This window comes from Flavobacterium aquariorum (assembly GCF_003254745.1).
Classification (GTDB): domain Bacteria; phylum Bacteroidota; class Bacteroidia; order Flavobacteriales; family Flavobacteriaceae; genus Flavobacterium; species Flavobacterium aquariorum.
In genome coordinates, this window is the sequence record NZ_QKXH01000008.1 from 153,800 (window position 1) to 178,245 (window position 24,446).

General features: G+C 33.7%; 21 protein-coding genes. 12 read left to right on the forward strand and 9 right to left on the reverse strand.

Annotation, left to right across the window (positions count from 1 at the left end):
• Nucleotides 1-15 precede the first annotated feature (15 nt).
• Nucleotides 16-690, forward strand: a complete 675-nt coding sequence (locus DOS84_RS13500; RefSeq protein WP_165830440.1) for a TIGR02117 family protein — start codon at nt 16-18, stop codon at nt 688-690.
• Nucleotides 691-758: 68 nt separating this feature from the next.
• Here DOS84_RS13500 and carB read toward each other — a convergent pair whose 3' ends face one another.
• Nucleotides 759-3,614, reverse strand: a complete 2,856-nt coding sequence (gene carB / locus DOS84_RS13505; protein WP_111410650.1) for a carbamoyl-phosphate synthase large subunit — start codon at nt 3,612-3,614, stop codon at nt 759-761.
• 151 nt (nt 3,615-3,765) lie between these two features.
• A complete protein-coding gene (gene rpmH / locus DOS84_RS13510) occupies nt 3,766-3,927 on the reverse strand; it encodes a 50S ribosomal protein L34 (RefSeq protein WP_008464848.1) in 162 nt (53 codons plus the stop codon).
• A 166-nt stretch (nt 3,928-4,093) separates the two neighbouring features.
• On the opposite strand from rpmH, the gene DOS84_RS13515 reads away from it, so the two are divergent.
• Nucleotides 4,094-4,609: a DUF2892 domain-containing protein gene (locus DOS84_RS13515; protein WP_111410651.1), complete on the forward strand. Its 516-nt coding sequence runs from the start codon at nt 4,094-4,096 to the stop codon at nt 4,607-4,609.
• 172 nt (nt 4,610-4,781) lie between these two features.
• The gene (locus DOS84_RS13520; RefSeq protein WP_111410652.1) at nt 4,782-5,477 is read left to right on the forward strand and encodes a TlpA family protein disulfide reductase; all 696 of its coding nucleotides are present in this window, start codon (nt 4,782-4,784) and stop codon (nt 5,475-5,477) included.
• 33 nt (nt 5,478-5,510) lie between these two features.
• On the opposite strand, the gene DOS84_RS13525 is transcribed toward DOS84_RS13520, so the two are convergent.
• On the reverse strand, nt 5,511-6,191 hold the full coding sequence (locus DOS84_RS13525; RefSeq protein WP_111410653.1) for an alpha/beta hydrolase: 681 nt from the start codon (nt 6,189-6,191) through the stop codon (nt 5,511-5,513).
• A 370-nt stretch (nt 6,192-6,561) separates the two neighbouring features.
• Between DOS84_RS13525 and DOS84_RS13530 the strand changes: the two genes are divergently transcribed.
• Nucleotides 6,562-6,864, forward strand: coding sequence for a GNAT family N-acetyltransferase (locus DOS84_RS13530; RefSeq protein WP_111410654.1), 303 nt, complete (start codon nt 6,562-6,564; stop codon nt 6,862-6,864).
• An 83-nt stretch (nt 6,865-6,947) separates the two neighbouring features.
• Here DOS84_RS13530 and DOS84_RS13535 read toward each other — a convergent pair whose 3' ends face one another.
• From DOS84_RS13535 to DOS84_RS13545, 3 genes are all read right to left on the reverse strand, one after another.
• Entirely contained in the window at nt 6,948-8,582 is a 1,635-nt protein-coding gene (locus DOS84_RS13535; protein WP_111410655.1) for an ABC-F family ATP-binding cassette domain-containing protein, read from the reverse strand.
• 204 nt (nt 8,583-8,786) lie between these two features.
• Nucleotides 8,787-9,962 carry a GlmU family protein gene (locus DOS84_RS13540; RefSeq protein ID WP_111410656.1) on the reverse strand — a complete coding sequence of 392 codons (1,176 nt, stop codon included), beginning with the start codon at nt 9,960-9,962 and terminating at the stop codon, nt 8,787-8,789.
• 172 nt (nt 9,963-10,134) lie between these two features.
• Entirely contained in the window at nt 10,135-10,386 is a 252-nt protein-coding gene (locus DOS84_RS13545) for a type B 50S ribosomal protein L31 (protein WP_111410657.1), read from the reverse strand.
• Nucleotides 10,387-10,622: 236 nt separating this feature from the next.
• On the opposite strand from DOS84_RS13545, the gene DOS84_RS13550 reads away from it, so the two are divergent.
• The 5 genes from DOS84_RS13550 to DOS84_RS13570 all read left to right on the forward strand — a co-directional run bounded on the left by DOS84_RS13550 (nt 10,623) and on the right by DOS84_RS13570 (nt 16,826).
• Nucleotides 10,623-11,165: a DUF4199 domain-containing protein gene (locus DOS84_RS13550; RefSeq protein ID WP_111410658.1), complete on the forward strand. Its 543-nt coding sequence runs from the start codon at nt 10,623-10,625 to the stop codon at nt 11,163-11,165.
• A 3-nt stretch (nt 11,166-11,168) separates the two neighbouring features.
• On the forward strand, nt 11,169-12,125 hold the full coding sequence (locus DOS84_RS13555) for a glycosyltransferase family 2 protein (RefSeq protein ID WP_111410659.1): 957 nt from the start codon (nt 11,169-11,171) through the stop codon (nt 12,123-12,125).
• 355 nt (nt 12,126-12,480) lie between these two features.
• Nucleotides 12,481-14,208, forward strand: a complete 1,728-nt coding sequence (locus tag DOS84_RS13560; RefSeq protein ID WP_111410660.1) for a phospho-sugar mutase — start codon at nt 12,481-12,483, stop codon at nt 14,206-14,208.
• Nucleotides 14,208-16,034 (forward strand): ABC transporter ATP-binding protein, encoded by a 1,827-nt coding sequence (locus DOS84_RS13565; RefSeq protein ID WP_111410661.1) that lies wholly within the window; start codon nt 14,208-14,210, stop codon nt 16,032-16,034. Before DOS84_RS13560 ends, DOS84_RS13565 begins: the two co-directional genes overlap by 1 nt.
• Before the next feature lie 90 nt (nt 16,035-16,124).
• Entirely contained in the window at nt 16,125-16,826 is a 702-nt protein-coding gene (locus DOS84_RS13570) for a DUF2971 domain-containing protein (RefSeq protein WP_111410662.1), read from the forward strand.
• A gap of 4 nt (nt 16,827-16,830) precedes the next feature.
• Here the strand turns inward: DOS84_RS13570 and DOS84_RS13575 are convergent, their stop codons facing one another.
• The 3 genes from DOS84_RS13575 to DOS84_RS13585 all read right to left on the reverse strand — a co-directional run bounded on the left by DOS84_RS13575 (nt 16,831) and on the right by DOS84_RS13585 (nt 21,831).
• Nucleotides 16,831-17,553 (reverse strand): hypothetical protein, encoded by a 723-nt coding sequence (locus DOS84_RS13575; protein WP_111410663.1) that lies wholly within the window; start codon nt 17,551-17,553, stop codon nt 16,831-16,833.
• Between the two features lie 102 nt (nt 17,554-17,655).
• The gene (locus DOS84_RS13580) at nt 17,656-20,079 is read right to left on the reverse strand and encodes a TonB-dependent receptor (protein ID WP_111410664.1); all 2,424 of its coding nucleotides are present in this window, start codon (nt 20,077-20,079) and stop codon (nt 17,656-17,658) included.
• 54 nt (nt 20,080-20,133) lie between these two features.
• Nucleotides 20,134-21,831 carry a M23 family metallopeptidase gene (locus DOS84_RS13585; RefSeq protein ID WP_111410665.1) on the reverse strand — a complete coding sequence of 566 codons (1,698 nt, stop codon included), beginning with the start codon at nt 21,829-21,831 and terminating at the stop codon, nt 20,134-20,136.
• Nucleotides 21,832-22,010: 179 nt separating this feature from the next.
• Between DOS84_RS13585 and DOS84_RS13590 the strand changes: the two genes are divergently transcribed.
• From DOS84_RS13590 to rny, 3 genes are all read left to right on the forward strand, one after another.
• Nucleotides 22,011-22,301 carry a hypothetical protein gene (locus DOS84_RS13590; RefSeq protein ID WP_111410666.1) on the forward strand — a complete coding sequence of 97 codons (291 nt, stop codon included), beginning with the start codon at nt 22,011-22,013 and terminating at the stop codon, nt 22,299-22,301.
• Between the two features lie 8 nt (nt 22,302-22,309).
• Nucleotides 22,310-22,603, forward strand: a complete 294-nt coding sequence (locus tag DOS84_RS13595) for a cell division protein ZapA (protein ID WP_111410667.1) — start codon at nt 22,310-22,312, stop codon at nt 22,601-22,603.
• Between the two features lie 207 nt (nt 22,604-22,810).
• A complete protein-coding gene (gene rny, locus DOS84_RS13600) occupies nt 22,811-24,373 on the forward strand; it encodes a ribonuclease Y (RefSeq protein ID WP_111410668.1) in 1,563 nt (520 codons plus the stop codon).
• Nucleotides 24,374-24,446: the final 73 nt, after the last annotated feature.

The window sequence follows — 24,446 nt, forward strand, 5'->3', positions numbered from 1 at the left end:
AAAAAAACGACATCATTGAAAAAAGCATTAAAAATTACTCTCAAAATATTTTTAGCGTTCTTTGGATTTATATTTCTATACATAATAGCTGTATTTTCCCTTTCTAAAATTACAGTAAATCACGAACTAGACACAAAACCAGAAGTTGAAGTTTACATTTTGACCAATGGCGTACATACTGATATTGTAATGCCTACAAAAAATGATCAGATTGATTGGAGCAAACAAGTTCAATTCCAAAACACAAAAGATGCAGATTCAACTTATAAATATTTGGCTATGGGCTGGGGTGACAAAGGTTTTTATCTGGAAACTCCCGAATGGTCAGACTTAAAAGCTTCGGTTGCATTTAAAGCTGCGACCGGTTTGAGTACAACTGCAATTCATGCCACCTATTACAAAAAAATAACTGAAGGTGATGATTGCAAAAAAATGATGATCAGCAAAGAACAATACGACCGCTTAATAAAATATATTGACGAAAGTTTTCAGAAGGACGCCTCTGGTAATTTCTTAAACATAAAAACTGATGCAAATTACGGAAAAACAGATGCATTCTATGAAGCAAATGGAAGCTATAGTTTATTTCATACTTGCAATACGTGGGCAAACAGCGCTCTAAAAGCAAGTGGCCAAAAATGCTGTTTTTGGACAGCTTTAGATTCTGATATTTTTTCAAAATATAAATAACATATCGTCACTAAAACATAAAAAAAGCTCCATAATTGGAGCTTTTTTTATTATCAGGATTTGAGATTTTATTTACTCAAATACATTTTTCTTCTCGAGTATAATTCGTAGAATTGATCGTCTTTCAAGTCGTCAATAAACAAGATACTTTCTCCTGTTGATTTCATTTCTGGTCCTAATGCTTTGTTCACATTTTGGAATTTGCTGAAAGAGAAAACCGGCTGTTTAATAGCGTATCCTTTCAATTGTGGATTAAAAGTAAAGTCAGTTACTTTATTATGTCCCAACATTACTTTGGTAGCGTAGTTTACATAAGGCTCTCCGTAAGCTTTTGCAATAAACGGAACCGTACGAGAAGCTCTAGGGTTTGCTTCAATAATATAAACAGTATCGTCTTTTATCGCAAACTGAATGTTAATCAAACCAACAGTTTTTAAAGCTTTAGCAATTTTAAAAGTATGATCTTTGATTTGCTGCATCACAAATTCACCCAAGTTAAACGGTGGCAAAGTAGCATTACTATCTCCCGAGTGAACACCACAAGGTTCGATATGCTCCATAATTCCTATGATATACACATTTCCGTCAGCATCACAAATCGCATCCGCTTCAGCTTCGATTGCTCCTGCCAAATAATGATCTAAAAGCAATTTATTACCTGGAATCTGTTTTAGTAAGTTGATAACGTGCTCTTCCAATTCTTTTTTGTTGATCACGATTTTCATTCCCTGACCACCTAATACATAAGAAGGACGGATCAATAACGGGAAGTCCAAAGTATCTGCCAAAGCAGAAGCTTCATCAGCAGTTTCTGCAATTCCAAATTGCGGGAAAGGAATTTTTAATTCTCTAAGCAAGTCAGAGAAACGCCCCCTGTCTTCGGCTAAATCCAAAGCATCGAAACTTGTTCCTATAATTTTTACGCCGTATTTAGATAATTTTTCAGCCAATTTCAAGGCAGTTTGCCCACCTAACTGCACGATAACACCTTCTGGTTTTTCGTGTTGGATAATATCGTAAATATGCTCCCAGAATACAGGTTCGAAATACAATTTATCGGCTGTGTCAAAATCAGTTGAAACAGTTTCTGGATTACAGTTGATCATGATGGTCTCATAACCGCATTCTTTAGCGGCAAGAACCCCGTGCACACAAGAGTAATCAAACTCGATTCCCTGTCCAATTCGGTTTGGTCCCGAACCTAAAACAACTATTTTCTTTTTATCGGTAACAATGCTTTCATTGTCCACATAACGTTCTCCGCTAGCTTTTTCAATTTCAGCCTCAAAAGTAGAGTAATAATAAGGCGTTTTTGCCTGAAACTCTGCTGCACAAGTATCAACCAGTTTAAATACACGGTTAATATTCATTGTCATACGCAAAGAATGCACTTCACTCTCCTTAGCTCCCATCATGTGCGCAATCTGTCTGTCTGCAAACCCTTTTTGTTTCGCTTCAAGCAATAATTCTTTGGGTAAAGATTGAACCGTATAGTTAGAAATTTCTTTTTCTAAAACATAAAGTTCTTCATATTGTTTCAAGAACCACATATCAATTTTAGTGATTTCATGAATACGGCTCAATGGAATTCCCATTGCAATAGCATCATAAATCACGAAAACACGATCCCAGCTTGCAAAAGTCAGTTTCTCGATAATCTGCTCGTAGTTTGTATAACCTTTTCCGTCAGCTCCCAAACCATTTCTTTTGATTTCCAATGATTGGGTAGCTTTATGTAACGCTTCTTGGAACGAACGTCCAATTCCCATTACCTCACCTACTGATTTCATTTGAAGCCCTAAAGTTCTGTCAGCTCCTTCAAATTTATCAAAGTTCCAACGTGGTATTTTCACAATCACATAATCCAATGTTGGTTCAAATAAAGCTGAAGTAGATTTTGTAATTTGATTTTGTAATTCGTCAAGGTTGTATCCTAAAGCCAGTTTAGAAGCAATTTTTGCAATTGGGTAACCTGTTGCTTTTGAAGCCAAAGCAGATGAACGAGACACACGAGGATTGATCTCAATCGCAACGATATCTTCTTTTTCATCTGGCGAAACTGCGAACTGTACATTACATCCTCCCGCAAAATTTCCGATGCTGCGCATCATCAAGATTGCATAATCACGTAATTTTTGGAATGTTGTATCGGACAAAGTCATCGCTGGAGCTACCGTAATTGAATCTCCAGTATGAATTCCCATTGGATCCATATTTTCGATAGAACAGATAATTACAACATTATCGTTTTTATCTCTCAATAACTCCAATTCGTATTCTTTCCATCCTATCAGAGCTTTATCAATCAAAACTTCATGAATTGGTGACATTTCTAATCCGTAAGTTAGCTTTTCGTCAAATTCTTCTTTAGTATGCACAAATGCTGCTCCAGTTCCTCCAAGAGTGAAAGAAGGACGTATTACTAATGGAAAACCAAATTCCTGTGCAATTTCTTTTCCTTCCAGAAAAGAAGTAGCTGTTTTTGCCGGTGCAGTAGGAACATTTATTTTTTGAAGCAATTGTTTGAATTGCTCTCTGTCTTCAGTAATATTGATGGCATTTACATCTACACCAATCATTCGAACTCCAAAATCTTGCCAAATCCCTTTCTCGTCAGCTTCCAAACATAAATTCAAAGCAGTCTGCCCTCCCATTGTTGGAAGTACCGCATCAATCTGAGGGTGTGCTTTAAGGATCTCAATAATAGACTTCGTCGTTAATGGCTTCAAATAAACATGATCCGCCATAGATGGGTCGGTCATAATTGTGGCAGGATTGGAATTGATTAAGATTACTTCAATTCCTTCTTCACGAATGGAACGGGCTGACTGTGAACCTGCATAATCAAATTCACATGCTTGACCAATAACTATCGGACCTGAACCTATTATTAAAACTGATTTTATAGATGTATCTTTTGGCATTTTATTATGTGTTGTAGTTGTTTTTTTTATCACTTAAAATTTAAAATTTGTTAGAAAAACTCAAATTTCAAACTTAATACAGCAGTACCGCTTGGGTATAAAAAAAGGCGATACTAAAAAAAGTAACGCCTTATAGATGTTTATACAAACATTATTTTTTGTGTCTTGGTTCGCTAGAAACAGTCAACTTATGTCTTCCTTTAGCTCTTCTACGCGCTAGAACTTTTCTTCCATTAGCAGAAGCCATTCTATCCATAAATCCGTGTTTATTTCTTCTTTTTCTTTTCGATGGTTGAAACGTTCTTTTGCTCATTGCTTTGTATGTTTAAAAATCTTAATTAAGTATCTATTTATTTTTGAATAACCATTATTCTAAAACCGAGTGCAAATATACAAAGACTTTTTTTTCTGGCAAGTAGTTTTTAAAAAATATTTTTAAATCCTTTTACTATCTTTGTAACCACAAATCTTTACATATTATGTTTCATAAAAATATCAAACTTATTCTCGCTGGACTTATTATAATCACTAGCATTTGGCAATTTACAGAAAGCAATATTGGAAACGGAATTTTCCTTATTATATTGTCTGGAATTCCGGTTTTTTTATATTTCAAAAACGAACTTATTCTACTTGCTTTCTTAAAACTAAGAAAACAAGACTTTGAAGGAGCCAAAAAATGGTTAGCTTACATCAAAAATCCCGAAACAGCTTTGGTTAGAAAGCAACAAGGATATTTCAATTACCTACACGGAATCATGCTTTCCCAAACGAATATCAACCAAGCTGAAAAATATTTTAAAAAAGCAATCGAACTAGGATTATCAATGGACATGGATTTGGCAGTTGCCAAATTAAACTTAGCCGGTGTTGCAATGACCCGCAGAAGAAAATTGGAAGCTACTTCTTTATTGAACGAAGCAAAAAAATTGGACAAGCAAAACATGCTTAAAGATCAGATTACAATGATGAAAGAGCAGATGAAAAAAATATAAACATCAAGTTTAAAACACTTATTCTCATTACATTATAAAAGTCATCCATGTTTTAGGATGACTTTTTTTACATCGTAAGTATTACATCGGATTAATATGCTGTTCAACGTTATTTTTGTGTTATTAAATACAAAGAAGATATTTTAGTCAACCGTTTAATACCTACTGATTTATGCGCAGATTTTTACTTACACTAATTGTGTCTTTATTCTTTACGGCTTCCTATAGCCAAGACACAATTACATACCTAACTGACGCTATAAAAGAAAACCTAAATCCTTATAAAAGAGCAAGCAATAGTGCTTACGAAAAAAGAAACATTGAGGAAGGTAAAAATCTTTTTGACACCTTAGTAAAAACCAAACTCATCGGAACAAAATTTGATGATTTCAGTTTGAAAGTTTACAAAGAAAAAAACGTAAAAATAAACAGAATCTCCAAACCTATTTTCATCATCACTTACGCTTCTTGGTGCGTAATCCCGAAAGGAGAAATTCCCGCTTTAAACATATTAGCCAAAGAACATCGTAATGACATGCAATTTATCGTAGTGTTTTGGGACAAAAAAAATGATTTAAAAAATATCGCTTATAAATTTAGCGACAATATTAAAGTATGCTACGCCAATGAATATTATTCAAAAGATACCCATATTGTTGCAACCATTAAGCATACTTTAGGCTTTCCAACTTCAATTTTTGTTGACGAAAACAAATATGTAGTTAACATTAAGCACTTTGAAAACAAAACAAAAATAAAAACTCCAATCAAAGAAGCTATCATTACCAGTTACAATTACTTCAGTAAAGACATTAATGAAAATCTCATGAAAGCCTTAACCAGTAAAAAAAGCTTCACCACTAATTAATCATCTTTTTCCACTTCATTTAATATCGCTTTACTATAATTCTTCAACGTCATTGTATTGATCCAGAATAATTTTAGGCAAATTCGTATTTAACCATTTGCACTTCATTAAAATCATGATGTGAGTTCCTCCTTTAACAACTATACAATTAGTAATATTTTTAATTGGAAAAACATCATCAGCATCACCATGGATATGTATTACATTTTGATCAGCAACAGACCTGTCCCACGTAATAACTTTCTCAATAGCCCAATCTAGATACCGCTTATCTCGTACCGAAAGGAATTTTTCATATAATTTAAGCCTTTCATTTACTTTTTTGCCAAAAGAAAACTTAGCCAAACTTTCAATATTTTGAACTAAACTTATTGGAATTAATTTATAGGCTTTTGTGCTTTTTGCAATAAGCATCCTTTTAGGAAATTCTAAATTACTCTTTACACTGGAAATAATTATAACTTTGCGCACTGAAATAAAACGAGACATTTCCTGAACCAAAATACCGCCGAAAGAAACACCTATCAAAACTGGGTTTTCATGTTTAATCTTTTCTGTCATCCGTTTTGCATAATCTTGCAAAGATTCCTTTTCTAATGGCATTTCCCATTCCAAAAAAAACATTTCAAATTCTGACTCAGGGAGTTTAATTCTTTCAAAAATAGCAACACTAGCTGCCAAACCTGGCATAAAATAAACTGAAATTTTATTCATAACTATTTTAGCATTAATAGATACAATTATTTATCATATCACTTTTTAAAATTAAATATTTTATTCCCATTTACAGACCACTTGAACATATTTTTCAAATTTAAAACTAAATCAAAAAAACTATTTACACAAACCAATACCTGTTTTTTAAAAATTCAGTTTTACAAGTTAATCACAAAAACATTTGTAGCTGATTATCAAATCATTACCTTTGTGCTTTATATAGTAAATTCGGTATCCAAAAGTTACTTCGACACTAATTTAATGATCGTAATTTGAAAGATAAAATTTATATAAAATATAATTATAACGCTTTATATACTACTTAAACAAACAATAACTCATCATTTTGCATCACTAAAACCGAGAAATGGAAACTATAATAAAATTAGAGATTAAAGACAATGCTTTTGCCCGACAATTTGAAACAAAAGTAGAAACCGGAATGGTTTCTGTTGAATATTCCTTTCAGGAGAAAAAAATATTCTTAACCAAGATTAATGTTCCTGAAAATTACAGTGACGAAGAGCTCATTTCGAATTTCCTAAAGAACATCATGGAAACTGCTGTTGAAAAAAAATTAAAAGTAGTACCCATTCTTCCCAAAATTGTTACTTTCTTTAAAAAGAATCCAATATACAAAGAATTGCTTCCACCTGGAATACGCATATAAAAAGCGTTCGTTTTTAGATTATTCATTAAAAAAAGCAAGAGAAACTAAACTCCTGCTTTTTGTTCTCAAAAGAAATTCAAAATCTATTTTTCAATTTCTTTCATGCTGTCCATTTTCTTGTGAGCCAAGAAACCGGTAATATCTTCAAAATGTTCTACAACACGCTTATTACCAAATTCAAAAACTTTTGTTGCCAATCCATCAAGAAAATCACGATCGTGAGAAACCAAAATTAAAGTTCCGTCAAAATCGCGCAAAGCATCTTTGATAATATCTTTGGTTTTCATATCCAAGTGATTCGAAGGCTCATCCAGAATCAATAAATTAACTGGCTCAAGCAATAATTTAATCATTGCCAAACGTGTTTTTTCCCCTCCAGAAAGAACCTTAACTTTTTTGGTAATATCATCACCATGAAACATAAAAGCTCCAAGAATATTCTTTATTTGTGTTCTTACATCACCAACAGCAATATCATCTATAGTTTCAAAAATAGTTGCATTTTCATCCAATAAGGCCGCTTGATTTTGAGCAAAATAGCCTATCTGAGAATTATGTCCAATTTCTACAGAACCGCTGTCTGGTGCAAACTCCTTCATTATAGCTTTGATCATTGTTGATTTTCCTTCTCCATTTTTCCCTACAAAAGCAACCTTCTGACCTCTCTCAATTACAACATTTGCATCTTTGAAAACCACATGATCTCCATAGGATTTAGACATATCTTTTACAATCACTGGATATTGTCCTGAACGGGCAGCTGGAGGAAATTTCAATCGCAATGCAGAGGTGTCAACTTCGTCAACCTGTACAATAACTAACTTTTCCAACATTTTTACTCTAGACTGAACTGCATCAGTTTTAGAAAATGTCCCTTTGAAACGATCGATAAAAGCTCTGTTATCAGCAATCATTTTTTGTTGCTCATCATATGCTTTTTGCTGATGTATACGGCGATCTTTTCTCAACTCCAAATAATGGGTATACTTGGCTTTATAATCATAAATACGCCCCATTGTAACCTCAATAGTACGATTTGTAATGTTATCTACAAAAGCTCTATCGTGCGAAATAACCACAACCGCTTTAGCTGAATTAATCAAGAAATCTTCCAACCATTGAATACTTTCAATATCCATGTGATTGGTAGGCTCATCCAATAATATTAAATCGGGTTTTTGCAAAAGTATTTTAGCCAATTCAATTCGCATTCTCCAACCTCCTGAAAACTCGGAAGTTTGACGGGTAAAATCTTCACGAACAAAACCAAGACCAATTAGAATTTTCTCGACTTCAGCTTCATAATTCACCTCTTCAATGGCATAATATTTTTCGCTTAAATCAGAAACTCTTTCGATTAATTTCATGTACCCATCACTTTCATAATCGGTACGGATAGTTAATTGCTCATTAATTTCATCTATTTCGGATTTCATATTAAAGATTTCACCAAAAGCTTTTGAAGCCTCTTCCATCACCGTAGCACCATCTGTAGTTAACAAATGCTGTGGCAAATAAGCAACAACAGCTTCTTTTGGCACAGAAACATTTCCAGTGGATGGTTTGCCTTGCCCAGCAATAATCTTTAAAAGTGTTGATTTACCAGCACCATTTTTACCCATAAGGGCAATTTTATCATTTTCATTTATCGCAAAAGAAACATCACTAAAAAGAGTTGTGCCTCCAAATTGAACCGAAATATCGTTAATTGTAATCATTATAAAGTTTAAAAGGTTTATCAAAGTTTAGAAGTGTTTAGTTTCCAACTTTTTTAGAAGGTGCAAAGATAGATTTAATTAAAGAATGTGCCAATTAGATAATTAGATAATTTTCGTTACATCCAAAAATCCATTTTTAAGCAAAAAAGCTCCGCAAAAGCAAAAAACCTTTACGAAGCAATTCATTTTCATTATCTCATTATTTTAATCTTTTCTCCATTTTTTTGATTCCTCAAAAATATGTTCCAAGATAGCTGCTTCTTTTTCATCAAACTCTACATTTCTGCGACTCATTACCAACCTTGCAGTTTCAAAAGCTTTTTTGGTCACATAAGTCGTAAATCCCGCTGCTCCTCCCCAAGAAAAACTTGGCACAAAATTGCGTGGAAAACCACTTCCAAAAATATTAGCACTCACTCCAACCACAGTCCCTGTATTAAACATGGTATTGATACCACATTTACTATGATCCCCCATCATCAACCCACAAAACTGAAGACCTGTTTTAGCAAAACTTTCGGTTTCATAACTCCATAATTTTACTTCTTCGTAATTATTTTTCAAATTAGAGTTATTACTGTCAGCTCCAATATTACACCATTCCCCTAAGACTGAATCTCCAAGAAATCCGTCATGCCCCTTATTGGAATAAGCAAAAAGCACAGAGTTTTTAACCTCACCACCAATTCTTGAATATGGTCCTACTGTTGTTGCGCCATAAACCTTGGCTCCCATTTTTACTTGCGCATTTTCACATAAAGCAAAAGGCCCGCGAATGATAGACCCTTCCATTATTTCAGAATCTTTACCTATATATATAGGACCAGTCGAAGCATTCAAGGTAACAAACTCTAATTTAGCTCCTTCTTCAATAAAAATATTTTCTGGTGCAATTACATTTACACTTTTTGGTACTGGCTTTGATTTCCTATCAGCTGTCAAAAACTCAAAATCTTCACGGATGGCTGTATCATTCTTGGAAAAAATATCCCAAGTATTTTCGATAGTGATGCAATCATCATTATATTCCAGAATCTCATAAGTATCAAAATCTACCGATTCCTGTTCATCATTCGTAAAAAAAGCTATAACATCATCCCCTTTGAAAATAGCTTGATTGGGTCTAAGATTACCAACCATCTCTACCAAAATGGCATTTGGCAAAAAAGAGGCATTAATCATTACATTTTCCTCCAACTCTACCATAGGAAATTTCTCAGACAAATATTCCTCAGTTACGGTTGTAGTCGTAGATCCCAAATATGCCTCCCATTTTTGACGAATCGTCATAATACCAACAAGAATATCGGCAACAGGACGGGTAAAAGTGAAGGGCAACAAAGCATTTCGAGCCGGACCGTCAAAAAGTATGTAGTTCATAAATTAAATTGTAAATTGTTAAAATGTGATTTGGTTATCACCGCAAAGTTACAACTATTTTTAAATGTTTACCGAAGTAAGGAATCCCATACGAAAAGAATATGAAACAAATTGTCATAAAAAAAGCCTCGCAATTTGCGAGGCTTTTAATGTATTTGAAAACCAGTTAAAATTATTTAACGTGTTTAGCGTATTTAGTTTTGAATTTATCAATACGTCCTGCAGTATCGATAAGTTTAGATTTACCTGTGTAAAAAGGGTGAGAAGTTCTAGAAATCTCCATTTTTACAACTGGATATTCAACACCATCAACAATAATCGTTTCTCTAGTATCAGCAGTAGATTTAGTGATAAAAACATCTTCATTTGACATGTCTTTAAAAGCAACTAATCTGTAATTTTCTGGGTGTACACCTTTTTTCATCTTGAATCTTTTTTATTTGTTAATTATAACTTGTCTTGAAGCTTTTCTTCTAACAGAAAAGGTATAAACTCGCTATAACTTTTTGTTTTACAATATTATTTTGAGTCTGCAAATTTACACTTATTTTTCAATATACAAACCTTTGTGTAACTTTTTTTATATGGTCGTAAAAATCATTTTTTACACGCCATTATATTGGGAATTGCTATATTTGTAGATTAATAAAAACAGTATCTATGGAAAATAATGTATCACCAGCAAAATCTGGTGTTTTGTATGGTGTTTTATTCGGTGTCATAATGGTTTTAGAATTCGTAATTATGTACCTAGTTGGCATGAAATCATTAATCAACACGAGTGTCGGAACAATTGTAAATATTTCCAACTACATGTTATTGCCTATTTTATTTATATATATAGGTTGTACAAATTACAAGAAAAACATCAACAACGGCTTTATATCACTTAGTGAAAGTCTCAAAACAGGAATTTCCATAACTTTTATCGCCGCACTTATTTATGCTGTTTTTAATATTATTTTCAATTTCATTTTCCCTGAATTTATCGATGAAATGATAGCCATTACCAAAGAAGGCATGTTGGCAAAAAACCCAAACATGACAAGTGAACAAATTGAAATGGGACTTTCAATGGTGAAAAAATTCATGAATCCTTTTATTGTTTTACCTGTAACATTAGCCATGTATTCTTTCTTTGGATTGATTTACTCCCTAATTGTGGGCGCAGTATTAAAAAACGGAAAAACCCAAAGCATCTAATTAATGAATTTATCAATACTCATACCGCTTCTTAATGAAGAGGAATCCCTACAAGAATTGTACACTTGGATCATTTCGATAATGAAATCTAACAACTATAGTTATGAAATCATTTTCTTGGATGATGGAAGCACAGATGAATCCTGGAATATTATATCTGGATTCGCCGCTGAGAATCCAAATGTAAAAGGGATCCGGTTTATGAAAAATTTCGGAAAATCCCAAGCATTGCATGCAGGTTTTGCCAAAGCAAAAGGCGATGTGATTATCACGATGGATGCCGATTTGCAAGACAGTCCAGACGAGATTCCTGGTTTATACGAAATGATTACTAAAGAAAAATACGATTTGGTTTCGGGATGGAAAAAGAAACGTTACGACTCTGTTGTAGCCAAGAATCTACCATCAAAACTATTCAATTGGGCTGCCAGAAAAACTTCCGGAGTTGAGTTGAATGATTTTAACTGTGGACTGAAAGCCTACAAAAATGTAGTAGTCAAAAACATTGAGGTATCTGGCGAAATGCACCGATACATTCCGGTTTTGGCAAAAAATGCCGGTTTTGGAAAAATTGGTGAAAAAATAGTACAGCATCAAGCGAGAAAATATGGTGAAACCAAATTTGGAATGGAACGTTTCATCAATGGTTTCTTGGATTTAATAACGATTTGGTTTCTTTCCCGATTTGGAAAAAGACCGATGCATTTATTTGGAGCAATTGGTTCCTTTATGTTTATTCTTGGTTTTCTATTAGCGGGATATATTGGAGTTTCAAAACTATATCATATGTATATGGGAATGAAATATAACTTAGTTACTAGCAATCCTTGGTTTTTCATTGCATTGACTACAATGGTTTTGGGAACACAATTATTTTTGGCAGGATTTCTTGGCGAAATTATTTTGAGAACAAAAAACAATGAAGAACGTTACAAGGTCTCGACTGAAGTGAATTTTTAATTTTTTTTTATAAAAGCAATTTGCTGAACTAAATATAAAATTAAAATAAGTTATATGAACTGAATTTCTCGCTTTGCAGGTTTAGCCCTGATAGTAGCGTAAATCCTTTTTTTGAATAAATCTATTTTCCCCTAAACAGGCAGAGTGACCGGAGGAAGCTCTGACAGTTCTTAGGAAAAAAGATTTAAGAGAAGAAGATTACCTCACTAACTTTTATTTTCATAGGAGTTCAGTGAATTTTATTTGTACCGGATAGCAGGACACGAGCGAAGCGAACTGACGAAGTAAATAGCTCCTAATAAAAATAACATTGAGACTTTCATAAAAAAGACTAACAACTTAAACTAAATATAAAATGCATATACCTCAAAACATTTTAGACGCAGTAAACGAATGGTTGACACCAACATTCGACAATGAAACACATGTGGCCATTAAGGAATTAATGACTACCTCACCAAAAGAACTGGAGGAGAGTTTTTATAAAAATTTGGAATTTGGAACTGGTGGTATGCGTGGCGTAATGGGAGTTGGAAACAACCGTATCAACAAATATACGCTTGGAAAAAACACTCAGGGACTTTCTAATTATTTGCATACTGTTTTCCCTGGACAAGCTTTGAAGGTTGTAATTGCTTATGATTGTCGTCATAATAGTCAATCTTTGGCCAAAGTGGTTGCTGATGTTTTTTCTGCAAATGGAATTCAGGTTTATTTGTTTTCGGACTTGAGACCTACGCCGGAATTGTCTTTTGCGCTTAAATATTTAGGTTGCCAATGTGGTATTGTACTAACTGCATCACATAATCCACCTGAATACAATGGTTACAAAGTGTATTGGGAAGATGGTGGACAAATTGTTCCTCCGCAAGATGGAGCCATTATCGATGTTATTGAAAATTTAAATTACAATGAAATCAAATTTTCGGCAGATGAAAGTTTGATAAAATATATTGACACAGAAATTGACGAAGCTTTTGTGAAATCGTCTGTTGAAAATGCAAGTTTCAACACTCCAAAAGAAGCCAAAGACAACTTGAACATTGTATTTACTTCTTTGCACGGAACCTCAATTATGTCTGTTCCTGCTACTTTGGAAAAAGCGGGTTACACGAATGTGAACATCGTTCCTGAACAAGCCAAACCGGACGGGAATTTCCCAACTGTAAAATCACCAAATCCAGAAGAGCCGGAAGCATTGACAATGGCACTTGCCTTGGCAGATAAATTGAATGCCGATATTGTTGTGGGTACTGACCCGGATTGTGATCGTTTGGGAGTTGCCGTTCGAAATAATGAAGGCAAAATGATTTTATTGAACGGAAACCAAACTATGATTTTGATGACCGCTTTCCTATTGGAACAATGGAAAAAAGCAGGCAAGATAAACGGAAAGCAATTTGTGGGTTCTACCATCGTTTCTACTCCAATGATTATGGAATTGGCAACTGCTTATGGTGTAGAATGCAAAGTAGGATTGACAGGCTTCAAATGGATTGCAAAAATGATTAAAGATTTTCCAGAGTTGCAATTTATTGGAGGTGGAGAAGAAAGTTTTGGATACATGGTTGGCGATGCTGTTCGTGATAAAGATGCTGTTGCTGCTACTTTGTTGATTTGCGAAGTTGCGGCGCAGGCCAAAGCCAAAGGAAGCTCTGTTTATAATACTTTATTGCAACATTATGTAGATTTTGGTTTCTACAAAGAGCATTTGGTTTCACTTACCAAAAAAGGGATGGAAGGATTGGCAGAAATTAATCAGATGATGATTTCATTGCGTGAAAATCCATTGAAAGAAATCAATGGCCAAAGAGTGGTAATGGTAGAAGACTACAAATCGTCTATAGCCAAAAACTTATTCACTAATGAAGAAGAAACTATAGACATGCCCAAATCTGATGTATTGATTTATTATACGGAAGATGGTTCTAAAATTTGTGCCAGACCAAGTGGAACTGAGCCTAAAATTAAGTTTTACATCAGCGTAAAAACCGAACTAGACAGCGTTGCTAATTTTACTAAAGTAGAAGAAGTGTTGAACGAAAAGATTAAAAACATAATTACTGCAATGCATTTGAGCTAATGAACAACTTTAAAAGAATATTCCCTTTTGTAATTCCATATAAAAAATATGCTTATATGAACATTTTTTTTAATGTTCTATACGCCCTTTTTAGCACCCTTTCTTTTGTATCGTTGATTCCGATGATGCAAGTATTATTCGATCAAACCAAAAGAAATACGGTAATGCCAGTTTATAAAGGAATATGGGAACTCAAAAAATATGGTGAGGATTATTTAAGTTATTACATTACTCACACAACCGATACATTTGGCGTAGGGCGTACTTTAACTATAATGGTCACTATAATCATATCAATTTTTTTATTAAAAAATTTGTGTGATTATCTCGCAATGTTTTTTATCACTTTTTTACGAAATGGAATTTTGAGAGACATGCGAAATGCGATGTACAAAAAGACGATTGAATTACCTCTGGCTTTCTATTCTGAGAAAAGAAAAGGAGATGTCATCTCTAGAATTTCGGGCGATGTCAATGAAGTTCAAACTTCCTTCTTGTCTATTTTGGAACTTATAGTAAAAGAGCCTCTGACTATTGTTTTTACATTAATAACAATGGTTACCATCAGTACCCAATTAACTCTATTTGTATTTATTTTTATTCCAATTTCAGGTTATGTTATTTCCCTTATTGGAAAACAATTAAAAAAGAAATCAACTCGAGCACAAGAAGAACAGGGAATCTTTTTATCAACTATTGAAGAAACAATGGGTGGATTGAAAGTCGTAAAAGGATATAATTCCGAAAATTACTTCAACCGTGTTTTTCAAGAATCAACTCAACGTTTTTTTCTTTTATCAAATAGTATTGGTAATCGTCAAAACCTAGCTTCTCCAGCAAGCGAGTTCATGGGAATTATGGTTATTGCCATTTTACTTTGGTATGGTGGGCATATGGTTTTGATTGACAAAACATTGAATGGCGCTTCTTTCATCGCTTATATGGGATTGGCTTACAACATCCTGACTCCTGCAAAATCTATTTCGAAAGCATCCTATGCCATCAAAAGAGGGAATGCAGCCGCAGAGCGTGTTTTGGAAATCTTGGATCAAGAAAATCCAATCACCAGTAAAATTGACGCTGTAGAAAAAACATCTTTTGATTCTGAAATTGAGATTCAAAACATCAACTTTAAATACGAAGATGAAAATGTATTAAAGCATTTTTCACTTACCGTAAAAAAAGGACAAACTGTTGCTCTTGTTGGGCAATCAGGAAGCGGAAAAAGTACTATTGCCAATTTGCTAACCCGTTTTTACGATGTAAACGAAGGACGTATAGCTATCGACGGTATTGAGATAAAAGATTTGAATTTACAATCACTTCGTGGATTAATGGGATTGGTGACACAAGACAGCATTCTATTTAATGACACCATAAAAGCAAATATATCCTTAGGAAAACTTGATGCAACCGACGAGGAAATCATCGAAGCACTAAAAATAGCAAACGCCTACGAATTTGTAAAAGACCTACCAAAAGGAATTTACACCAATATTGGCGACAGTGGAAACAAACTTTCTGGAGGTCAAAAACAACGTTTATCTATTGCCCGTGCTGTGTTGAAAAACCCTCCAATCATGATTCTGGATGAAGCTACATCCGCTTTGGACACGGAAAGTGAAAAATTTGTACAAGTGGCTCTAGAAAATATGATGCAAAACAGAACTTCTATTGTAATTGCACATCGTCTTTCAACCATACAAAAGGCAGATGTTATTGTGGTTATGAAAAAAGGAAAAATAGTGGAGCAAGGAAAACATGAAGAACTTATAGCTTTGGATGGTACTTATAACAAATTGGTAACGATGCAGTCATTTGAATAATTCAAAAAGTTTAGAAGGTTTAGAAAGTTTAAAAGGTTAGCATAGAACCTAAACTTTCTAAACCTTCTAAACAAAACATAACCTTAAATTATGTACCTCAACAATCCCAACATAAAACTTCCACAAGATTCAGATACCATCGTATGGAAGTATCTGGACTTGTCGAAGTTTTTGGACTTATTGCTTTCGCATAAATTATTCATGTCTCGCTCAGATAAATTTGAAGATCAATACGAAGGTACTTTTAGCGAACCTACGTTTGAAGAAATCAAAAAACTTTCGATAAACAATCCTGACTTTTTAAAATACTACAAAACACATCGGGAAAAAGTGGCAATAAGCAGCTGGCACATCAATGAATACGAATCGTTTGCCATGTGGCAAATTTTCACCCAAAACAGTGAAGGATTAGCAATACAATCTACAGTAAAAAGGCTTCAGGACGCCTTGATTCCAGAAAAAAATTACAAGCAATATATTGGCGAAGTCAATTATATAGATTACAAAAAAGAATACATTCCGTTTGATGATTTATTTTTCCCTTTTTTATTCAAACGAAAAAGTTTTCAATACGAACGCGAGGTTCGAATCATTACCGACGTGACCGAAAATACGATCAAACTAAATGATGGTCTAAAAATAAATGTGGACATCACTCAATTGATTGAAAAAATATACATTCATCCCAAGTCCGAGAATTGGTATAAAAATCTAGTGATTCAATTAGTAAAACAACTGGGGTTTGATTTTGAAATAGAAAAGTCTGATTTGGAAAGCGATATTTTGATTTAGGTTTTTATATTGGATTATAGCTCTCTACTTTCCAGTCTTTATTCGCCAAATCGATGTAATTATAATGCACGACATCTTTACTGTCAAATTTTCCATTTTTGTTGGTATCCTCTACAGTTCTAAAATACAGGCGGTTCTGGGATTCGATTAAATTCCAATCAATCAATTCCTGTAAATCAGGAGAAACTTTGGTTAATTTGTCCCCGCTAATTTTACTTAAATACAATGTTGTGATATCACTTACATCGAGTTTTCCGTCGTTATTGGTATCCATATCCATCATAGAATACACCATAATTTGCTTGTTGATTTTATCAGAAACTGTTTTCAAGTAAGTTGCAGTTTGAATCAAAACAGGTTTATCAGTTAATGCTTTTATAGAATCTGAACCTATTTTTTGAAATTTAAGGTTCTGCAAAAATCCCGTTATTTCATATTCGGATGCATTTGATATAGTAAAAGTCAAATCATTTACACTCGATGAACCATATCTGTTTTTGGTACCTTTTTCATAAACACTCAAGTCACCTACTGGATGAATTAAATAATCTGTTCCTTGCATTTGAATTGGTAAATCGGCAATTTTTATTTGGGTAGAATCGGTTTTAGTGAGCTCTCTCCCAACCTTCGAAGCATCGTAAGTCACTTTCGGCTTTTCAATTTCTTCTTTACAGCTTGCTAAAAGCAAAAGCGAAATCCCAATATAGACAAAATGTGATGTTCTCATAATAATTTTAATATTAAAAAATAAACTCAAATGTAATCATTTTTAAAAATGGAAAGGAAATATACAACAGATTTATTAATTCTGATAATCCAAAGAAACAGGCTACAATCTCATATTTAACTTCAAATTAAAAACTCGGGTGGTCATATAGTTTGGAATCGCATATTCTGCTTTGGTATATACATCACGAACCCAAGTATTGGTAATGGCATTTTGATTATCAAAAAGATTGAAAATTTCAAAGCCTAAAGATAACTCTTTAAAGTTCTTGAAAAATTTCTTACTAGACATCCCTACTTTTTGATCAATAAAGACTTTCGAAAACCCAACATCAACCCGGCGATAATCATTCAATCTGTTTTGGTACAAATATGGATCTGCATAAGCAGGCGAACCACCAGGTAATCCAGTATTGTAAACCATATTAAGATACAATTTTAAACTTGGAATCTTTGGCATATAATCTTGGAACAAAAGTCCAAATTTAAGTCGCTGATCCGTTGGTCTGGCAATATATCCTTTATTATCAATATTCTCTTCTGTTTTTAAATATCCAAAACTAATCCAAGAATCCGTTCCAGGAACAAATTCTCCGTTAAGCCTAAGGTCAAGTCCTTGTGCATAGGCAACTGCATTATTATCCGCAGCATAGCGTATCCTTACATTATCAACCGTATAAGGATTTACATCCGTCATCTTTTTATAATAGGCTTCGGTAACCAATTTAAATGGACGCTCCCACATTTTGAAACTATAATCATTACCCAAAACAAAATTTATGGATTTCTGGGCTTTCGTATCGGGTTGCACTACTCCATCATAATCACGCAGTTCCCGATAAAATGGAGGTTGACTAAAGATACCTGCTGTAAATCTGAAAAGCATATCTTTTTCCCAATCTGGTTTTATCGCAAATTGTGCTCTTGGACTAAAAATAGTTTGAAGGATTCCTGCTAAATTATCTCCTGAAACTTCCCAACTCTGCATTCGCACACCCAAATTATACCAAATCTCGTTTGTTCCCAAAATATCTTTCCGCCCCCATTGTCCATAAACTGAAAACCTGTCAATATTCGTAAAATTAGTTGCATATACATATTGATACGGAATCAACAGTCCCGAATAAGGCTGATAAGGCTCATCATTTTTTGGCAAAACAATTGGAGGTCTTATCGAAAACCCTGCAGAATCAATTGCTTCCCATTCTGAAACGCGGTCGCGAATGGACTCTCGGGTATATTTAACTCCCCATTCGATTTGATTTTGTTTCCAGTTTTTAAAGCCTTTTACTTCCAAATTGGCAATTAAAGCATCCAAATCATTTCGGGCGTGATTGAGTTGGGAACCAATTCCTCTTGAAAAAGCAATATCACCATAAGTATCGGATCCTATATTAGTATCCACTTCCCCTAGACGATATTGAGCGTAAATATCAAAATATTCTTGCTCTATCGTATGAAATACAGATCCAATAAATTTTAGGCTAAAACTATCACTAACTTGATAAGTGCTTTTTAAAGCCCCAAAATAAGTATCATATTTATCTTTCTCTTTGCCTTCATAATAAACGGCCAGAGCCATTGGGGCATCTGCAGTACCAAAATTGGTTTGGCGAGTTAGGGGTTGGTACAAATATTTATTTTGAGAAATATTCCCTAGAAAACTCCATTGCCATTTAGCAGAAGCCTGATAATTGATATTAGTTTGAATATCAGCAAAAGTAGGAGTATAATTCGTTTGAGTTTCTTGACTATTGACAAGAAGACTGTTATTTCTATATCTTATTCCCGTAATTGCTGACCATTTTTTATCTTTAGAAACTGCATCAACAGCAAGACTTCCTCCTAAAAAACTCATTTCCAAGATAGCGCCGAATTGCGTCGGATTCCTATAGGTAATATCCAAAACGGAAGACATTTTATCACCGTACTTTGCCTGAAAACCTCCTGCCGAAAATTCAATATTTTGAACTAAATCAGTATTAACAAAACTCAATCCTTCCTGCTGCCCAGATCGAATCAAAAAGGGACGATACACTTCGACTTCATTAACATAAACCAAATTTTCGTCATAATTTCCTCCACGAACCGAATATTGGGTACTGAGTTCATTATTCGAATTGACTCCAGGTAATGTTTTCAAAACACTTTCAATACCTGCATTGGCCCCAGGAATAAAACGAATGTCTTTGGCTTCAAAAGTAACAATCCCTTGAACTGTTTTCTTATTATTGCTGTTGATGATGACCTCACCCATTTGTTCCTGTTGATCGTTCATATGCATATTAAACACATAAACTTCATTTGGCTTTAAAGAAACTTTTAAACTGGCTTTTTTTAAAGAAATATGAGTGAATTCTATTGTGATTTTTTGATTGGAAGGAATCGCGATTTGATAAAATCCCTTTTCATTTGTCTGGGTATTATTATTAGGACAAGATACATTCACGCCTTCAACAGGCAGATTCTTTTCATCCAAAACGACACCTTTTACAAAAGCCGTTTGAGCAAATGAATTCATTCCCATCCAAAAAAGAATAAAACAACAAAGGGATTTAAAAATATTCAATAGATTTTGTTTTTACTGTTTTTGATTTCTTTGAAAATGAGTTTCAAAGATAGAAGAATTCCCTACACTATCAACTACAACAACTTTTAATTCATTGTCCCCATCAACAACAATTCCATCACTAAAATCATGAGTCAATAGTCCTGTTTTATTATCATATTCCATCAAAATCCATTTTCCATTTAGGTAACCGTTATAGGATTTGATCCCTGATAAACTATCGGATATACTCACCTGAAGTCGTTTTTGATTGTCCAATCTTTTTCCTTCAATAGATTTTGCAATTCTAATTACGGGCGCAATAGTATCTAAAGCCAATTTATACTGTCCTAAAGTTTTCACCCTGGTCTCATAAACATTGTTTTTTTCGCGAGTCGTATTATAACTTACCCTTCCTCCTTCTATTCGACCAATAAATACCTTATCTTTTAGATCCGTTGGATAACTATCGCTTTCCATAGTAATTGTAAAATTTGTGTGTGCAGGAACAGTATCATCATGTACCGTCAAAACATTATTTTTTACATCAAAATTCAAATTAAAGTCATTATAAAATGTGCCAGCCGGAAAGAAAACAGAACATTTATCTTTTTCAAAAAAGCAATCCTTTGATGCTTTTACAACATAATTTGCAACAATAGCTTCTTTTTCGATTATGGTTGAAAGTAAGTCATATTCTACTGGAATCGAAATTGCGGTTTTATTTCCATAATAATCAGAAACATTCAAACTACAGACAGAAGTCAAATTAGGGAGCACTGTAATAATTCCATTTGTTTCGTCGGTTTTTATGATGCTCAAATTATAAGGCGGATTCATAAACAGTTTTTGGATTCTTTGGCTCGATTTTTTATAAAGCGAATAATCAATCAAAGCATTTACATATCTCATTTCATCAAAAGAATAGGTGTTAAATTGATAACCAAAAATAGATTTTCCATTGCAGGACAAATTCACATCAAAAACTCCATTTTTGTTGAAAGACACATCATCATAATCATAAGCTATAATACCAAAACCAATTTTCCCATTGGCAATAACTCTATCTGCCAGATAAGTTCCGTCCTTCTGCAGGGACAAATTAATTGGAATAGGCCTTTGTGAATGATTTACCGTTGTTTTTGAATCTAATGGATAAGCATACAAATTGGAGACTATTGGTTTTTTAGTGTCTTTCATCAAAGCATCAAAGCCAAAAAACATTGGGTTAATGATTTTCTCTGTTTTAGTGTCTCGAAATTCAAAATGCAAATGTGGTCCCTCGGAAGCACCAGTATTCCCTGAAACAGCAATTAACTGCCCTTTTTTGACAGGCATTTCATTGGGTTTAAAATACATTTCTATTTCAAAAGACTTTTCTTTATAATGCGTTTTCTTTATGAAACTTTCAATAGAATCAGTTGCTTTTTGCAAATGTCCATACACTGAAGTAAAACCGTTGGGATGATCGATATAAATTGTCTTTCCGTTTCCAAAAGTCGAAATCTTGATTCTGGAAACATATCCATCAGCAACAGCATAGACGTTTAAGCCTTCTTTTTGAAGCGTTTTCAAATCAAAACCCGCATGAAAGTGATTCGGTCTCAATTCACCAAAATTTCCGGATAATTGCAGCGGAATATCAAGTGGAGGACAAAAATAATTTTTAGGATAATCTGCTTGAGCAAAAAGTGTCGTAGTGAATACTAGCAAAAAAAAAGAAAATTTCATGGAATACATTTTTGCTAAGATAAAAAAAGCAACTAATACCCACAAGACAAAACAAAACCAAAATACAATAAACTGATTATTAAATAATTGATTATTTTAACGTAAAAAAATCGATAAAATATTGCAATAATAAAAAGGAATACTAACTTTGTAAGATTAAGTAATGAATAGGAATTATAATGAGTGTGATTGCAGAAATAATTGATACTCTTGAAAATAAGATTGGAAAACTTTTTTTTAAAATAAAAAGTTTAGAAAAAAATAATCAAGAATTACAATTAGAGTTAAAAAACGCTGCAGTGTTAATACAAAATCAATCCAAAGAGATTGAAGCCCTAAAAACACAATTAGAAACACTCAAAATAGCCAATGCATTATTAGGCAGTGACGATAACAAAAGAGATACAAAGCTTAAAATAAATTCAATAATTCGTGAAATTGATTACTGTATAGCCCAGCTATCAGATTAGTAAAAAATATGGACGAAAAGCTTAAAATTAAAATATCAATTGCTGACAGAGTTTACCCTTTAACGGTAGATTTCGCTCAGGAAGAAGGACTTAGAAGTGCTTCAAAAAAAATTGATGCAATGATTAAGCAGTTTGAAGAAAATTATGCTGTACGGGACAAACAAGATGTATTGGCGATGTGTGCCTTACAATTTGCATCTCAAGCAGAACAAAAACAGATTGATAATGCTATAAATGGAGAAGAAACCATTGAAAGATTAAACAAAATCAATTTGCTTTTGGACGAATATCTCGAAAATTAAACGTTCTTTACAAAGACTAAGATACTGCCTACATTAGTTCATATTGGTAAACTCAACACTAACAATTTAGAATGAGCAAATCATCACTACTAAAGCATGCCACGCTTCGGCGAGGAAACTTGAACAGTGAGTTAGCTCAAAACTTGTCTTTTCGAGTTTATACAACTTCTAATGTAGGCTTTTTTTATATATAAATTTTTAACAAACATGGACATCATAACAATAATTATTTCAGGAATTACAGGTATTGCATTAGGATTTGGCATTGCCAAAATCATCGAAAAAAGCAATATCTCTAATTTGATTAAAAGTGCAAAAAAAGAAGCAGCCTCAATACTAAAAGACGCTAATCTTGAAGCCGAAAACATCAAAAAAGATAAAATTCTTCAAGCAAAAGAAAAATTCATTGAATTAAAATCGGAGCATGAACAAGTAATTCTAGCCAGAGACAAAAAAGTTGCTGAAGTAGAAAAAAGAGTGCGTGACAAAGAATCTCAAATTTCAAATGAATTATCAAAAGCTAAAAAAGTAAATGATGATTTTGAAGCGAAAACTGCAGAATACGAGTCTAAAATTGAAAACTTAGAGAAAAAACAACTAGAAGTTGATAGACTGCACAAAAGTCAATTGCAACAATTAGAAGTTATTTCTGGACTATCTGCTGAAGAAGCCAAAGAACAACTTATCGAAGGCCTTAAAGGTGAAGCCAAGAGCAAAGCAATGTCTCATATTCAAGACACTATCGAAGAGGCTAAATTAACAGCTCAACAGGAAGCCAAAAAAATCATCATCAACACTATCCAAAGAGTTGGTACCGAAGAAGCTGTAGAAAACTGCGTATCTGTTTTCAACATCGAATCGGATGATGTAAAAGGCAGAATCATTGGACGTGAAGGTAGAAACATCAGGGCGCTTGAAGCAGCAACCGGAGTTGAAATTATCGTTGACGATACACCGGAGGCGATTATCCTTTCTTGTTTTGACCCCGTGCGTAGAGAAATTGCCCGTTTGGCACTACACAAATTAGTTACCGACGGACGTATTCACCCAGCACGTATTGAAGAAGTTGTTGCCAAAACAACTAAACAAATCGATGACGAGATTATCGAAGTAGGTAAACGTACCGTGATAGATTTAGGAATCCACGGTTTACATCCAGAGTTAATAAAAGTAGTGGGTAGAATGAAATATCGTTCTTCTTACGGACAAAACTTATTACAACACTCCCGTGAGGTTTCCAAACTTTGTGGAATCATGGCAGCCGAATTAGGGTTGAATGTTAAACTTGCCAAAAGAGCGGGATTACTTCACGATATTGGTAAAGTACCAGATGCGGAAAGTGATTTACCACATGCATTATTAGGTATGCAATGGGCTGAAAAATATGGTGAAAAAGAAGAAGTTTGTAACGCCATTGGAGCTCACCACGACGAGATCGAAATGAAATCATTACTATCTCCTATTATTCAGGTTTGTGATGCTATTTCGGGTGCAAGACCGGGCGCAAGAAGACAAGTTTTGGATTCTTATATTCAACGTCTAAAAGATCTTGAAGAAGTGGCTTACGGATTTAATGGAGTTAAAAATGCTTATGCAATCCAGGCCGGTAGAGAACTCCGCGTAATCGTAGAAAGCGAAAAAGTTTCTGATGAAAATGCGGCCAATTTATCGTTTGAAATTTCCCAAAAAATACAAACTGAAATGACTTATCCTGGTCAAGTTAAAGTTACTGTAATCAGAGAAACCAGAGCGGTAAATATCGCAAAATAAAACTACTGTCTATTTAAAGCAAAATAGAGTTAAATAACAAAAAATCCAAATCCCAATTTATCAATAATTGGAA